Genomic DNA, 13,834 nt, shown 5'->3' with positions numbered 1-13,834 from the left:
TGAGCGCGAAGGGGCGGGATTTTCACTTGATCATACTTGTATATACATGTTTAGATCTGCGCATGCCCAGCCGTAATGCGTAAAAATAGTCAGGCTGACGGCGGTCTTTCCCTGGAGGATTTCTTGTGAGCAACTCGACCCGTTTCCGTGATAGCGAAATTCGCGCCCCGCGTGGTAATCAGCTGACCGCCAAGAGTTGGCTGACCGAAGCGCCGCTGCGCATGCTGATGAACAACCTCGACCCCGAAGTGGCCGAGAACCCCAAGGAACTGGTGGTGTATGGCGGCATCGGCCGCGCCGCGCGCAATTGGGAGTGCTACGACCAGATCGTCGAGTGCCTGACCAACCTGAATGACGACGAGACCCTGCTGGTGCAATCCGGCAAGCCGGTCGGCGTGTTCAGGACCCACAGCAACGCGCCGCGAGTGCTGATCGCCAACTCCAATCTGGTGCCGCACTGGGCGACCTGGGAGCACTTCAACGAACTGGATGCCAAGGGCCTGGCCATGTACGGCCAGATGACCGCCGGCAGCTGGATCTACATCGGCAGCCAGGGCATCGTCCAGGGCACCTATGAAACCTTCGTCGAGGCCGGGCGCCAGCACTACAACGGCAGCCTGACCGGCAAGTGGGTGCTGACTGCCGGCCTCGGCGGCATGGGCGGCGCGCAGCCGCTGGCGGCGACCCTGGCCGGCGCCTGTTCGCTGAATATCGAATGCCAGCAGAGCCGCATCGACTTCCGCCTGAGCAGCCGTTACGTCGATGAGCAGGCCAAGGATCTCGACGACGCCCTGGCGCGTATCGAGAAGTACTGCGCCGAAGGCAAGGCGATCTCCATTGCCCTGCTGGGCAACGCCGCCGAAATCCTCCCGGAACTGGTCAAGCGAGGCGTGCGCCCAGATATGGTCACCGACCAGACCAGCGCCCACGACCCGCTCAACGGCTACCTGCCGATCGGCTGGAACTGGGCGCAATACCGCGAGCGGGCGCAGACCGAGCCGGCCGCGGTGGTCAAGGCGGCCAAGCAGTCGATGGCCGTGCACGTGCAGGCCATGCTGGATTTCCAGCAGCAGGGCGTGCCGACCTTCGACTATGGCAACAACATCCGCCAGATGGCCAAGGAAGAAGGCGTGAGCAATGCCTTCGACTTCCCCGGCTTCGTGCCGGCCTATATCCGCCCGCTGTTCTGCCGCGGTGTCGGCCCGTTCCGTTGGGTGGCCTTGTCCGGCGACCCCGAGGACATCTACAAGACCGACGCCAAGGTCAAAGAGCTGATTGCCGACGATGCGCACCTGCACCACTGGCTGGACATGGCCCGCGAGCGCATCGCCTTCCAGGGCCTGCCGGCACGTATCTGCTGGGTCGGCCTGGGCCAGCGCGCCAAGCTCGGCCTGGCGTTCAACGAGATGGTGCGCAGCGGCGAGTTGTCCGCACCGATCGTGATCGGCCGCGACCACCTCGATTCCGGTTCGGTGGCCAGCCCCAACCGCGAAACCGAAGCCATGCAGGACGGCTCCGATGCCGTGTCCGACTGGCCGCTGCTCAACGCCCTGCTGAATACCGCCAGCGGCGCCACCTGGGTCTCGCTGCACCACGGTGGTGGGGTGGGCATGGGCTTCTCCCAGCACTCCGGGGTGGTCATCGTCTGTGACGGCAGCGATGAAGCCGCCGAGCGCATCGCCCGGGTGCTGCACAACGACCCGGCCACCGGGGTGATGCGTCACGCCGATGCCGGTTATCAGATCGCCATCGACTGCGCCCACGAGCAGGGCCTTAATCTGCCGATGATCAACCCGGTTAAAGGAGCCTGAACATGAGTACCTTGAATATTGTTCCTGGCCAACTGAGCCTGGCCCAACTGCGTCAGGTCCATCAGGGCGCGCTGAGCGTAACCCTGGATGAGAGTGCCGCCGCGGCGATCGAGGCCAGCGTCGCCTGCGTCGAGCAGATCCTCGCCGAGAACCGCACCGCCTACGGCATCAACACCGGTTTCGGTTTGCTGGCGTCGACCCGTATCGCCAGCGCGGACCTGGAAAATCTGCAGCGCTCGCTGGTGCTGTCGCACGCCGCCGGCGTCGGCCAGCCGCTCGACGATGACCTGGTACGGCTGATCATGCTGCTCAAGGTCAACAGCCTGGCGCGTGGCTTCTCCGGCATCCGCCGGCTGGTGATCGATGCGCTGATCGCCCTGATCAACGCCGAGGTCTACCCGCATATCCCGCTCAAGGGTTCGGTCGGCGCGTCCGGCGACCTGGCGCCGCTGGCGCATATGTCGCTGGTCCTGCTCGGCGAGGGCAAGGCGCGTTATCGCGGCGAGTGGCTGCCGGCGCGCGAGGCGCTGGCGATCGCCGGTCTCGAACCGCTGACCCTGGCGGCCAAGGAAGGTCTGGCGCTGCTCAATGGCACTCAGGTCTCCACCGCCTATGCCCTGCGCGGCTTGTTCGCCGCCGAGGATCTGTTCGCCGCGGCGCTGGTCTGTGGCAGCCTCAGCGTCGAAGCCATGCTCGGTTCGCGGGCGCCCTTCGATGCACGCATCCACGCGGCCCGTGGCCAGCGTGGGCAGATCGATGCGGCGGCGGCCTACCGCGACCTGCTCACCGCCAGCAGCGAGATATCCCGCTCGCATGAAAAGTGCGACAAGGTGCAGGATCCTTATTCGCTACGTTGCCAGCCCCAGGTGATGGGCGCCTGCCTCAATCAGATCCGCCATGTCGCCGAGGTGCTGGGGATCGAGGCCAACGCAGTATCGGACAACCCGCTGGTGTTCGCCGCCGAGGGCGACGTGATCTCCGGCGGTAACTTCCACGCCGAGCCGGTGGCCATGGCGGCCGACAACCTGGCCCTGGCCATCGCCGAAATTGGCGCGCTGTCCGAACGACGCATCTCGCTGATGATGGACAAGCACATGTCACAGCTGCCGCCGTTTCTGGTGGCCAATGGCGGGGTCAACTCCGGCTTCATGATCGCCCAGGTCACCGCCGCCGCGCTGGCCAGCGAGAACAAGGCGCTGGCCCATCCACACAGCGTCGACAGCCTGCCGACCTCAGCCAACCAGGAAGACCACGTGTCCATGGCCCCGGCCGCCGGCAAGCGCCTGTGGGAGATGGCCGACAACGTGCGCGGCATTCTCGCCGTCGAGTGGCTGGGTGCCTGTCAGGGCCTGGACTTCCGCGAAGGGCGCAAGACCTCGGCGAAACTGGAACGGGCGCGCGCTGCGCTGCGCGAGCAGGTCAGCCACTACCAGGAAGACCGCTTCTTCGCCCCGGACATCGAGGCGGCCAGCGAACTGTTGGCGTCCCGTTGCCTGAGTGACCTACTGCCGGCGCAGCTGCTACCGTCCCAGGCCTAAGCCCGCCTGTTGCGCGCCCATGCCCCGTCGATTGTGCCGGGGCATGGCGCGTTTTGGCGATTCAACAGGATCGACAGACCGTGCTGACACATACAGTCGGGCTGACGGTGCCGGTTTTGCCAGCATTTCAACCGGGCAGCGATTGCCTTTGTCGAGGCGGCGGCCATGCTTGTGGTAAAGGTCATCCCGGTTCGAATGATTAGCATTGCAGCAGGCGGCTGGCCGCCCTGTACCGCGAGGAGGAACCCCCCTTATGCAACGCCTATGGCTCAATTGCCACGCCGCGACCATGGCCGGCGGGCGCTACTCGATCATCGAGGACGCCGCCCTGGTCACCGAGGGCGCGCATATCGCCTGGATTGGCCCGCAGGCCGAACTGCCCGCCGGCGACTACGCCGAGCGGCATGATCTCGAGGGGGCCTGGCTGACTCCCGGGCTGATCGACTGCCACACCCACCTGGTGTTTGCTGGCGACCGCAGTGGCGAGTTCGAGCAGCGCCTCGAGGGCGTCAGCTATGCCGAGATCGCCGCGGCCGGCGGCGGCATCGCCAGCACCGTGCGCGCCACCCGCGAGGCCAGCGAGGGCGAGTTGCTGACCGGCGCGCTGCGGCGGGCGCGGCAGTTGTTGCGCGAGGGCGTCACCACCCTGGAGGTCAAGTCCGGCTACGGCCTGGATCTGGCCAGCGAGCGCAAGATGCTGCGGGTGATCCGCCGTCTCGGCGAGATGCTGCCGCTGACCGTGCGCGCTACCTGCCTGGCCGCCCACGCCTTGCCACCCGAGTTCGCCGGTCGGGCCGACGCCTATATCGAGCAAGTCTGCAGCGAGATCCTGCCGGAGCTGGCGGGCGAAGGGCTAGTGGATGCGGTGGATGCCTTCTGCGAGCACCTGGGCTTTTCCCCGGCTCAGGTCGAGCGGGTATTCCAGGCCGCTGGCGAGTTGGGCCTGCCGGTCAAGCTGCACGCCGAGCAGTTGTCATCGTTGCACGGCTCCAGTCTCGCGGCGCGCTACCAGGCGCTGTCGGCCGATCACCTGGAATTCATGGACGAGTCCGACGTGATCGCCATGGCCAAGGCCGGCAGCGTGGCGGTGCTGCTGCCTGGCGCCTTCTACCTGTTGCGCGAGACCCAGCTGCCGCCGATCGAGCTGCTGCGCCGGCACGGCGTATCTATGGCGGTGGCCAGTGACCTGAATCCCGGCACCTCGCCGGCGTTGTCGTTGCGGCTTATGCTCAATATGGCCTGCACTTCGTTCCGCCTGACCCCCGAAGAGGCCCTGGCCGGGGTCACCCTGCATGCCGCCAAGGCCTTGGGCCTGGCGGCCAGTCGCGGTAGCCTGGAGGTGGGCAAGGTCGCCGACTTCGTCGCCTGGCAGATTCAGCGGCCGGCGGAACTGGCCTATTGGCTGGGCGGCGAGCTGCCCAAGCGGGTCATTCGTCATGGCGAGGAGATCACCGATGAATAACGTACTCAGTTTCAAACCTGGCCGGGTGCCGTTGCTGATCAGCATGCCGCACCCCGGCATCCTGCTGACGCCTGCCGTGGAGGCCGGGCTGGTGGAGGAGGCGAAGGAGCGTCCGGACACCGACTGGCATATCCCCCTGCTGTATGACTTTGCCGATGAGTTGGGCGCCAGCACCCTGCAGGCGTGCTACTCGCGCTATGTCATCGACCTCAATCGCCCGGAGGACGACGCACCGCTGTACACCAGCGCCACCACCGGCCTGTATCCGGCCACCCTGTTCGATGGCGAGCCGCTGTACCGCGCCGGCATGGCGCCCAGTGCCGAGGAACGCGCGCGCTACCTGGCCGAGATCTGGCGACCCTACCACCAGACCCTGGCCGACGAGCTGGCGCGGCTGAAGGCCGAGTTCGGCTATGCGCTGCTGTTCGATGCCCATTCGATCCGCTCCAGCGTGCCGCTGCTGTTCGATGGCCTGTTGCCGGATTTCAACCTGGGCAGCAATGCCGGCGCCAGCTGCGACCCGCAACTGTGCGAGCGCCTGCTGGCGGTCTGCGCCAAGGCCAAGGATTACAGTCACGTGCTCAACGGCCGTTTCAAGGGCGGGCACATCACTCGCCACTACGGCCAGCCGCAGGCGCACGTGCATGCCGTGCAGCTGGAGCTGGCGCAGTGCACCTACATGGAGGAGCAGCTGCCCTTCGACTATCGCCAGGACCTCGCCGAGCCGACCCAGGAGGTAATTCGCGGTCTGTTGGCGGCGATGCTGGCCTGGGGCCGCGAACGCTACGGACGCTAGCTGCCATGCTGTGATGGAAAACCGCTGCGCGGATTTTCCATCCGGCGTCAGGTTTGAGTCGTGCGTGATCGGGGAATGCACTCGCCTCACCCATATGGGTGGCTGTGTCGCTCGACCGGCATGGATATTCTTCCAGGCTTGCCCGCAGGCAAGCCTAATAAGAAGGAGCATCCATGACCCCCAGCTTGAAAGTCCTGACCGCCGCCGTGTTGTTCGCCGGCCTGCCCACCGCGACCCACGCCATGCCGTATTCACAACTGATCATCTTCGGTGACTCGCTGAGCGACAGTGGCCAATTTCCTGATGTTGGCAGCCCTTTGCTGGGGGGCAATCCGACTGGTGGGGTGCGCTTCACCAACCGCACCGGGCCGAACTACCTAGGCAATAACACCGAGTATTACGACGCCGTTGCTACTCAGCGCCTGGCATCGTTGCTGGGGCTGCAGGCGCTGCCCTCGACCCCTATTCTGCCGCAGATACTCACTGGCAACGCCGACGGCAGCAACTATGCGGTGGGCGGCTACCGCACCGATCAGATTCTGAATTCGATCACCGCGGCCAATGGCTCGGTGGTTAACGCCGGTGGCGGCACTATCCGCACCCGCAACGGCTATCTGGTGGATGTGCCGCGAGTCGATCCCGATGCCTTGTTCTACATCAACGGCGGCGGCAACGACGTGCTGCAGTTCGTGGTCACCGACCAGGCCAGCGCTGCCGCGGCGGCGGCCGATCTGGTGGCGGGCGTCGCCGCGCTGCAACAGGCCGGTGCGCGCACCATCATCGTCTCCGACCTGCCCGACGTCGGCTTGACCCCGGCGGGTTTCGCCAGCGGCTTTCGCACGGCCTGGTCGAATGCCTCGGGTCTGCTCAACGCCGAACTAGGTAGCCAGCTTTCGGCCCTCGGCGGCAATGTCATTCGTCTCAATTTCCGCGGCCTGTTGAGCGAAGTGAAGGGCGACTTGGCCACTTTCGGCTTCGACCCGTTGGTGAGCCAGGCCGATGTCTGCTTCAGCGGTGCCAGCTGCCTGGCCGATCCAACGTGGGGATTGGGCGGGCTCACGCCGAATCCCAACCGGCTGATGTTCAATGACGGGGTGCACCCGACCGCCGCCGTGCAGCAGATCAGCGCCGATTACATCTATTCGATTCTCGCCGCGCCCTGGCAGGTGTCCTTGCTGCCGGAAATGGCCATGGCCAGCCTCAACGGTCATCAGCAGCAACTGCGCAGTGAATGGCAGGCCGACCGTGGCGCCTGGCAAGCCGTCGGCCAGTGGCGCAGCTTCGTCGGTGCCAGTGGTCAGCGCCAGCAGTTCGAGCGCGGCGAGGCGGTAGCCAGCGGCGACAGCACGGGGCTGGGCGTCAATCTGGGCAGCAGCTACCGGCTGAACGAGCAATGGCGCCTCGGCCTGGCCCTGGGCCTGCAGCAGCAGACCCTCGAAGTGGGCGAGGCCGACTCCGAGTACGACCTGCGCAGCTACCTGCTCAGTGCCTTTGCCCAGTATCAGCAGGACCGTGTGTGGGCCGACGCGAGCCTCAGCCTGGGTCATCTGGATTACAGCGACCTCAATCGGCAGTTTGCCCTGGGCATTGCCGAGCGTAGCGAGAAGGGCGACACCGATGGTCAGCTCTGGGCCCTGTCCGGGCGCCTGGGTTATGACCTGGCCAATGCCGATACGGGCTGGCGGGTCAGTCCGTTTATCAGCGCCGACTATGCCCGGGTGGATGTGGATGGTTATCGCGAGCGCGGTGCCAGTTCGACGGCGCTCAACTACGGCGACCAGCAGCGCGACAGCGCGCGGCTGGGGCTGGGCTTGCAAGCCAACTACCAGCTATCCCCGGCGACCCAGGTGTTTGCCGAGATCGCCCGCGAGCGTGAGTTCGAGGACGATCGCCGCGACCTGCGCATGGGCCTCAACTCGGTAGCCGGCAACAGCTTCGAGCTGCAGGGGCATACCCCCGCCAGCGGCCAGACCCTCGCCGGACTGGGTATCAGTCATGCCTTGGCTGAGGAGCTGCAACTGCGTGCGGCCTATCAGTTCCGCGGCAACGACGACCGCCAGCATGGCGTCAACCTGTCCCTCAACTGGGATTGGTAAATACCGGGCCCCGCTGGCATAAGGTCGCGCCTGCAACTTTATGCCAGTCGGGTACGCTCAGTCGCGAGGACGTACGCGACTGGCGTCACTCCCAGCTCAAGCGCGCCAACTGCCATTCATCACCTTCGCGCCACCACTCCAACGTGACCGCATAGTGCCGTGCGCTGTCGGGGATCAGGCCTGCGGCCCCGGTCAGGGCGACTTGCGCCTGGCTATGGCCTTTCTCACTGTAAGTCGGGTCGAGGCGGCTATTCTTGGTGAGGGCGATCACCCTGACGTTCTTGTGCCTTAGAAACAGCAGGGTCATGGTGCGCCTGGCCCAGTCGCGGTCGAATTCATGCTGGGCGGAGAACTGCGGATGCAGTTGCGCGAGGACGGCGCCAGTGTCTTTCGCTTCCAGGTTGTCCTGCAGCTGCTGGACCGCCGCTTCCAGGCTCGCCTGTGGGTCATCCTTGGTGCCACAACCCGTCAGCAGGATGAAAGGCATCACTAAAAGTAAGGCAAATCGCCGAGCTGACATGCTGAATTCCTTTTACATGGTTATGATGCGAGGCAGAGCGGGTGGCGGCAGTGGCAGCAAACTTGCGGGACGTTTGTACACGAGTTGGCGCCGTACCCTAGGTATACATCCAGGAGTGCACCATGCAGACTTTGTATCCGGAGATCAAACCATACGCCCGCCACGAGCTGGCCGTAGAGGCGCCGCACGTGCTCTATGTGGACGAGAGCGGTACCCCGGAAGGTCTGCCGGTGGTGTTCATCCATGGCGGCCCGGGTGCGGGGTGCGATGCCCTGAGTCGACGCTTCTTCGATCCCAACCTGTACCGTATCGTCACCTTCGATCAGCGCGGCTGCGGGCGCTCGACGCCCCATGCGAGCCTGGAAAAAAATACCACCTGGGACCTGGTCGCCGACCTCGAACGCATCCGCGAGCACCTGGGTATCGACAAATGGGTGCTGTTTGGCGGCTCCTGGGCTCGGCGCTGGCGCTGGCCTATGCGCAGAGCCACCCCGAGCGGGTGCAGGCGCTGATCCTGCGCGGCATCTTTCTGTGCCGTCCGCAGGAGTTCCACTGGTTCTACCAGGAAGGCGCCAGCCGCATGTTCCCTGACTACTGGAAGGACTACCTGGCGCCGATTCCAGTCGAGGAGCGTGGTGAGTTGATGCAAGCGTTCTACAAGCGTCTGACCGGGTCCGATCAGATCGCCCAGATGCACGCGGCCAAAGCCTGGTCGAACTGGGAAGGGCGTACCGCCACGCTGCGGCCGAACTCGCAAGTGGTCGACCGTTTCAATGATTCGCACCGCGCGCTGTCGATTGCCCGCATCGAGTGCCACTATTTCGTTAACAACGCCTTCCTCGAAGCCGACCAGTTGCTCCGCGACATGCCGAAAATCGCCCACCTGCCTGGAGTGATCGTGCACGGCCGCTATGACGTGATCTGCCCGTTGGACAATGCCTGGGCGTTGCACCAGGCCTGGCCCAACAGCGAGCTGCAGATCATCCGCGATGCCGGCCACGCCGCATCCGAAGTGGGCATCACCGACGCCCTGGTGCGTGCGGCCAACCAGGTCGCCCGGCGCCTACTCGACCTGTCGCCCGACGAAGCATGAAGGCGCTGATCCAGCGGGTCAGTAGTGCGCGGGTGGAAGTGGCCGGCGAGGTCGTCGGCGCCATCGATCAGGGCCTGCTGGCCCTGGTCGCGGTCGAGCCGCAGGACGATCCGGGCAGCGTCGCCAAATTGCTGCACAAGCTGCTCAACTACCGGGTGTTCAGTGACGCCGACGGCAAGATGAACCTGTCGCTAAGCGATGTCGGTGGCGGCCTGCTGCTGGTCTCGCAGTTCACCCTGGCGGCCGACACCCGCAACGGTCTGCGCCCGAGTTTTTCCAGCGCGGCGCCGCCGGCCCTGGGCGCCGCGTTGTTCGAGCTGTTGGTCGAGCAGGCGCGGCTCAAACATGCCCAGGTTGCCTGCGGCCGCTTCGGTGCCGATATGCAGGTACACCTGGTCAACGATGGACCGGTAACCTTTCTCCTGGAAGTCTGACGGCATCTTCCGCCGGTGCGCCGAGGGGATGGCCGGCTACCGCGACGGCGTGCGGGCTTTGTTAAAATTCTGCGATTTCCCCTCGCGCCTGCATCAGGCAACGTAGCCGCGCCGCCATGAATGGTCTCTATGCAACTCAAACAAAAACTCGTCGCGCTCGCCATTTTGCCGCTCCTGCTGGCCATCGCCGTGATCGGCGCGCTGGTGCAGTCGCATGCCCAGCGCTTGGGCGAGCAGCAGGAACAGCTGATCGAGACCAGCATCATCGCCAGCAAGAAGACCGAGCTGCAGAACTACGTCGAGCTGGGCTTGAGCGCTGTCGCGCGGCTGTATGCCAGCGGTCGCGATGATGCCGTCACCCAGCAGCAGGTGCTGAACATACTGCTCGGCCTCGACTATGGTAGCGATGGCTATTTCTTCGTCTACGACGGCCGTGGGCGCAGCCTGATGCACCCGCGTCAGCCGGAATTGATCGGCCGCGATCTGGTGAATATGACCAACCCGCATTGGGTCCAGGCGATCCAGGCCCTGTTGCTCAGCGCGCGCAGCGGCGATGGATTTCAGCGCTATCAATGGGAGAAACCCTCCTCGGGCCAACTGACCGAAAAACTCGCTTATGTCGTGATGCTCGAGCGGTGGGACTGGATGATCGGCACCGGCCTCTATCTCGATGACGTCGAACAGGCTACCGCGCTGGCGCGGGCCAAGGTGGCGGAGAATATCCGCAGGACCATGTGGTCGCTGGCTGGCGTGGCACTGGTGGCGGTGCTGCTGGTGTCAGCCGGCGGCTTGACGCTCAACGTTAGTGAGCAGCGCCTGGCCGACCGCAAGCTGAAACTGCTGGCGCAGCGCATCGTCAGCTCCCAAGAAGACGAGCGTTCGCGGGTTTCGCGTGAGTTGCACGACGGTATCAGCCAGTTGCTGGTGTCGGTCAAGTTCCGCCTCGAACTGGCCTGTCACGAACTGGAAAGTGGGCGCAGCCAGGCGCTGGAGACGCTGCGCGGCGGGCTGGTCCGGCTGGGCGGGGCGATTGCCGAGGTGCGGCGCATTTCCCATGATCTGCGTCCCTCGCTGCTGGACAGCTTCGGCCTGCCAGCGGCCATCGGCCAGTTGGCGGTCGAGTTCGAGCAGCGCAGCGGGCTGCTGGTCGAGTACCAGCAGAGCCTGGACATGATCCGCCTACCCGATGGCGAGTCGGTCGCGTTGTTTCGCATCGTGCAGGAGGCGTTGGCCAATATCGCGCGTCACTCCCAGGCCGGCCGGGTCAGCATCGCGCTGGTGCAGGATGGCTCGACGCTGCAGCTGAGGGTTGGCGATGACGGGGTCGGCTTCGACATCGCCCGGATCGAGCAGGCGCGCAGTAGTGGCATCGGCCTGCGCAACATGCGCGAGCGAGTCGAGCACCTTGGCGGCCGTTTTACGTTATCTTCAACGCCAGGCCGCACCGAGCTTATGGTGAGCCTGCCGCTACCGGGTTAAATCATGTCCAACGTATCCCCGCATCCCGAACCTATCCGCGTTGCCCTGGTCGATGACCATGAACTGGTGCGCGACGGCCTGCGCGCATTGTTGACGGCCATGCCGCAGTTGGAGGTGGTGGGCGAGGCCAGCAGCGGCGCCGAGGCGTTGATCCTGGTCAGCCAGGTTCGACCCGATCTGCTGCTGGTCGATATCGGCATGAAAGACATGACCGGCCTGCAGTTGACCGAGATCCTCTGTCGCCAGTACCCCGGCATCCAGATCCTGATTCTGAGCATGTACGACCACGCCGAATACGTGACCAGTTCGATCCGTGCCGGCGCCCGTGGCTATGTGCTGAAGGATGCCGCCTCATGGGAAATAGTCGCCGCCATCGATGCGATAGCCGCCGGCGGTAGCTACTACAGCGCCGATCTGCTGGAAAAAACCGTTAGTCCGCCAACCGATGATGACGAGCTGACCCCGCGTGAGCGCGAGGTCTTGCAACTGCTGGTGCAGGGTCTGAGCAACAAGGCCATCGCGCGCATGCTCGATATCAGCGTACGCACCATCGAAACCCATAGACTCAGTATTCGGCGCAAGTTGGGCGTCGATACGCCGGCCGGACTGGTGAAATATGCACTGGAACGCGGCTGGTTGAGCATCTGAGCAGCCCACTGTTTGCAGGTGCATGTTTATCGGGGTTGCGGGGCTCCCGTGCCGGGCTAGTCCGCTGCCTCAAGGCCATTGGCCTGTAGCCACTCGAGCACCTGCTCACGAGCTCGTTGGGCTTGATAGGCGTGCCAGGTGCACTGCAGGTGCGGTAACTTTTCCAGCTCATAGTCGAAGGTGCGCAAGGGTCTGCGTCCGCTCAGGGCATGGCTGAGCAGGCTATGGGCGTGCGGATCGTGCAGGCTGAACAGGAAGGCGTCGCGCATGGCCAGAAGTTCGTCCAAACCCAAGGCGTCTATGGCCAGGTAGCGCTCAGGTTGGACCAGGTATTTCTCCTCGGTCCCTGGCGCAGGCGCACCAGGAGCGATGCGCAGCACAGTGCCACTTTCAAGGTCCAGGTACTGCTCGGCATCGTCCTGGCTGAGCAGTGCCTGTTCGAGGCGCTGTAGATCGATGGTCAAGGGGCGCATGGCCGTTCGCTCCGGCTGGAAACTGTTTGACCATAACGCCGCGGCGGCGGCATTGCACCTTGTCGCGGCTGCCGCCCAGGCTGGATAGTCTTTCAGGTTGTCCGGGCCAGGGCCTCGGCGACGAAGTCGAGACGATCCTGGCCAAAAAACATCTCGCCGTCGACGAAGAACGTCGGGGCACCGAACACGCCACGCCGGATCGCCTCCTCGGTATTGTCTTTGAGTCGCTGCTTGACCGTCTCGGCGCTGACCAGTTGCTCGAATTCGGCGGGGTTCAAGCCAGCGGCGTGCAGTACCTCAGCGACTACCTCGGCGTTGCCGAGATTTTTCTGTTGCACCCAGATCGCCTCGAAGATCGCTTTTACATAGGGCTGGAAGGCAGCGCTGCCGAGGTAGCCGACGGCGCCACGCATCAGCTGCAGGGTGTTGATCGGGAAGTACGGGTTGAACGCCAGCGGCACGTCATAGCGTTGGGCGAAGCGGGCGAGGTCGTGCAGCATGTGGCGGCCCTTGGCCGGGATGGCCACGGGCGACTGGTTGCCGCTGGCCTTGAATACACCGCCGAGCAGCATCGGCCGCCAGGCGATCTGGCTAGCGGCCGTCGCAGCGATCTGTGGCAACTGGGTCCAGGCCAGATAGCTGGTCGGGCTGCCGAAATCGAAGAAGAATTCCACGTTTTTGCTCATCGTCGTTTCCTGTTTGGCGGGCTTGAGACTAGCCAGATGGTTGGCGTTAGAAGGTTTCCGTCCAGGGTCGCAGATCCAGTTCATGCACCCAGCAATCGCGCGGCTGGCAATGGATCTGCCAGTAGGTCTCGGCGATATGCGCGGGGTTGAGGATGCCGTCCTGCTCCTTGCGCTGGTACAGCTCGGGGAAGGTCTCGCGGATAAACGCGGTGTCAATGGCGCCATCGATGATCGGGTGAGCAACATGGATGCCCTGCGGCCCCAGTTCGCGCGCCATGCTCTGGGCCAGGGCGCGCAGGGCGAACTTGGCACTGGCGAAGGCGGAAAAATTGGCTCGGCCACGCAGTGAGGCGGTGGCGCCGGTGAAGATGATGCTGCCGCGAGCGCGAGGCAGCATCACTTTCGCCGCTTCACGACCGGTGAGGAAGCCGGCCAGGGCGGCCATTTCCCAGACCTTGCGATAGACCCGCTCGGTCGTCTCGGTGATGGAGAACTGCACGTTGGCGCCGATATTGAACACCACGGCCTCCAGCGGGCCGACCTCACGCTCGATACAGGCGAACAGTTCGATCACCTCGGCTTCAACCCGCGCATCGCAGCCGAAGCCCCGCGCCGTGCCGCCCTCGGCTTCGATGGCCTCGACCAGCGGGGCCAGTTTGTCCGCGTGGCGACGGGCCACGCAGGCGACATAGCCCTCGCGGGCGAAGCGTTTGGCGATGGCCCCGCCAGTCGCGTCGCCGGCACCCATCACCAGGATTGCTTTACGTTCAGTCATTGCGGCTCTCCGTTAGTTCTGTT

Annotated in this window: 12 protein-coding genes and 1 pseudogene; 9 read left to right on the top strand and 4 right to left on the bottom strand. The window is 64.7% G+C overall.

Features of this window, described 5'->3' with window-relative positions; all coding sequences use genetic code 11:
* Nucleotides 1-125 precede the first annotated feature (125 nt).
* The 5 genes from hutU (at nucleotide 126) to B2D37_RS15110 (ending at nucleotide 7,703) form a co-directional block, all read left to right on the top strand.
* Nucleotides 126-1,811, top strand: a complete 1,686-nt coding sequence (gene hutU, locus B2D37_RS15130; RefSeq protein WP_079203463.1) for a urocanate hydratase — start codon at nucleotides 126-128, stop codon at nucleotides 1,809-1,811.
* Nucleotides 1,812-1,813: 2 nt separating this feature from the next.
* Nucleotides 1,814-3,349: a histidine ammonia-lyase gene (gene hutH / locus B2D37_RS15125; protein ID WP_079203462.1), complete on the top strand. Its 1,536-nt coding sequence runs from the start codon at nucleotides 1,814-1,816 to the stop codon at nucleotides 3,347-3,349.
* A gap of 253 nt (nucleotides 3,350-3,602) precedes the next feature.
* Nucleotides 3,603-4,811: an imidazolonepropionase gene (hutI, locus tag B2D37_RS15120; protein ID WP_079203461.1), complete on the top strand. Its 1,209-nt coding sequence runs from the start codon at nucleotides 3,603-3,605 to the stop codon at nucleotides 4,809-4,811.
* Entirely contained in the window at nucleotides 4,804-5,607 is an 804-nt protein-coding gene (gene hutG / locus B2D37_RS15115) for an N-formylglutamate deformylase (protein WP_079203460.1), read from the top strand. The genes hutI and hutG overlap by 8 nt, the downstream gene beginning before the upstream one ends.
* Nucleotides 5,608-5,780: 173 nt before the next feature.
* On the top strand, nucleotides 5,781-7,703 hold the full coding sequence (locus tag B2D37_RS15110) for an autotransporter domain-containing SGNH/GDSL hydrolase family protein (RefSeq protein WP_079203459.1): 1,923 nt from the start codon (nucleotides 5,781-5,783) through the stop codon (nucleotides 7,701-7,703).
* Nucleotides 7,704-7,788: 85 nt separating this feature from the next.
* Here the strand turns inward: B2D37_RS15110 and B2D37_RS15105 are convergent, their stop codons facing one another.
* Nucleotides 7,789-8,223, bottom strand: coding sequence for a hypothetical protein (locus tag B2D37_RS15105; protein WP_079203458.1), 435 nt, complete (start codon nucleotides 8,221-8,223; stop codon nucleotides 7,789-7,791).
* A 122-nt stretch (nucleotides 8,224-8,345) separates the two neighbouring features.
* On the opposite strand from B2D37_RS15105, the pseudogene pip reads away from it, so the two are divergent.
* From pip to B2D37_RS15085, 4 genes and pseudogenes are all read left to right on the top strand, one after another.
* A pseudogene (gene pip, locus B2D37_RS15100) lies at nucleotides 8,346-9,316 on the top strand (prolyl aminopeptidase).
* Nucleotides 9,313-9,750 (top strand): D-aminoacyl-tRNA deacylase, encoded by a 438-nt coding sequence (gene dtd / locus B2D37_RS15095; RefSeq protein WP_079203457.1) that lies wholly within the window; start codon nucleotides 9,313-9,315, stop codon nucleotides 9,748-9,750. The pseudogene pip and the gene dtd overlap by 4 nt, the downstream one beginning before the upstream one ends.
* A gap of 129 nt (nucleotides 9,751-9,879) precedes the next feature.
* Nucleotides 9,880-11,229, top strand: a complete 1,350-nt coding sequence (locus B2D37_RS15090) for a cache domain-containing protein (RefSeq protein ID WP_079203456.1) — start codon at nucleotides 9,880-9,882, stop codon at nucleotides 11,227-11,229.
* Between the two features lie 3 nt (nucleotides 11,230-11,232).
* Nucleotides 11,233-11,877 (top strand): response regulator transcription factor, encoded by a 645-nt coding sequence (locus tag B2D37_RS15085; protein ID WP_079203455.1) that lies wholly within the window; start codon nucleotides 11,233-11,235, stop codon nucleotides 11,875-11,877.
* Nucleotides 11,878-11,933: 56 nt separating this feature from the next.
* On the opposite strand, the gene B2D37_RS15080 is transcribed toward B2D37_RS15085, so the two are convergent.
* The 3 genes from B2D37_RS15080 to B2D37_RS15070 all read right to left on the bottom strand — a co-directional run bounded on the left by B2D37_RS15080 (nucleotide 11,934) and on the right by B2D37_RS15070 (nucleotide 13,811).
* Nucleotides 11,934-12,350 (bottom strand): UPF0158 family protein, encoded by a 417-nt coding sequence (locus tag B2D37_RS15080; protein WP_079203454.1) that lies wholly within the window; start codon nucleotides 12,348-12,350, stop codon nucleotides 11,934-11,936.
* Between the two features lie 92 nt (nucleotides 12,351-12,442).
* Nucleotides 12,443-13,036: a 2-hydroxychromene-2-carboxylate isomerase gene (locus tag B2D37_RS15075; RefSeq protein ID WP_079203453.1), complete on the bottom strand. Its 594-nt coding sequence runs from the start codon at nucleotides 13,034-13,036 to the stop codon at nucleotides 12,443-12,445.
* 46 nt (nucleotides 13,037-13,082) lie between these two features.
* Entirely contained in the window at nucleotides 13,083-13,811 is a 729-nt protein-coding gene (locus B2D37_RS15070; RefSeq protein WP_079203452.1) for an SDR family oxidoreductase, read from the bottom strand.
* Nucleotides 13,812-13,834: the final 23 nt, after the last annotated feature.

Source organism: Pseudomonas sp. CC6-YY-74 (genome assembly GCF_002025205.1).
Classification (GTDB): Bacteria; Pseudomonadota; Gammaproteobacteria; order Pseudomonadales; family Pseudomonadaceae; genus Aquipseudomonas; species Aquipseudomonas paeninsulae.
This window is presented reverse-complemented; position numbering and strand designations above follow the sequence as displayed.

Coding starts and splice junctions, on each gene's coding strand:
- B2D37_RS15090 (WP_079203456.1), top strand. CDS start 9,880: ATGCAACTCAAACAAAAACTCGTCGCGCTCGCCATTTTGCCGCTCCTG.
- B2D37_RS15110 (WP_079203459.1), top strand. CDS start 5,781: ATGACCCCCAGCTTGAAAGTCCTGACCGCCGCCGTGTTGTTCGCCGGC.
- B2D37_RS15085 (WP_079203455.1), top strand. CDS start 11,233: ATGTCCAACGTATCCCCGCATCCCGAACCTATCCGCGTTGCCCTGGTC.
- B2D37_RS15105 (WP_079203458.1), bottom strand. CDS start 8,223: ATGTCAGCTCGGCGATTTGCCTTACTTTTAGTGATGCCTTTCATCCTG.
- hutH (WP_079203462.1), top strand. CDS start 1,814: ATGAGTACCTTGAATATTGTTCCTGGCCAACTGAGCCTGGCCCAACTG.
- B2D37_RS15070 (WP_079203452.1), bottom strand. CDS start 13,811: ATGACTGAACGTAAAGCAATCCTGGTGATGGGTGCCGGCGACGCGACT.
- dtd (WP_079203457.1), top strand. CDS start 9,313: ATGAAGGCGCTGATCCAGCGGGTCAGTAGTGCGCGGGTGGAAGTGGCC.
- B2D37_RS15075 (WP_079203453.1), bottom strand. CDS start 13,036: ATGAGCAAAAACGTGGAATTCTTCTTCGATTTCGGCAGCCCGACCAGC.
- B2D37_RS15080 (WP_079203454.1), bottom strand. CDS start 12,350: ATGCGCCCCTTGACCATCGATCTACAGCGCCTCGAACAGGCACTGCTC.
- hutG (WP_079203460.1), top strand. CDS start 4,804: ATGAATAACGTACTCAGTTTCAAACCTGGCCGGGTGCCGTTGCTGATC.
- hutI (WP_079203461.1), top strand. CDS start 3,603: ATGCAACGCCTATGGCTCAATTGCCACGCCGCGACCATGGCCGGCGGG.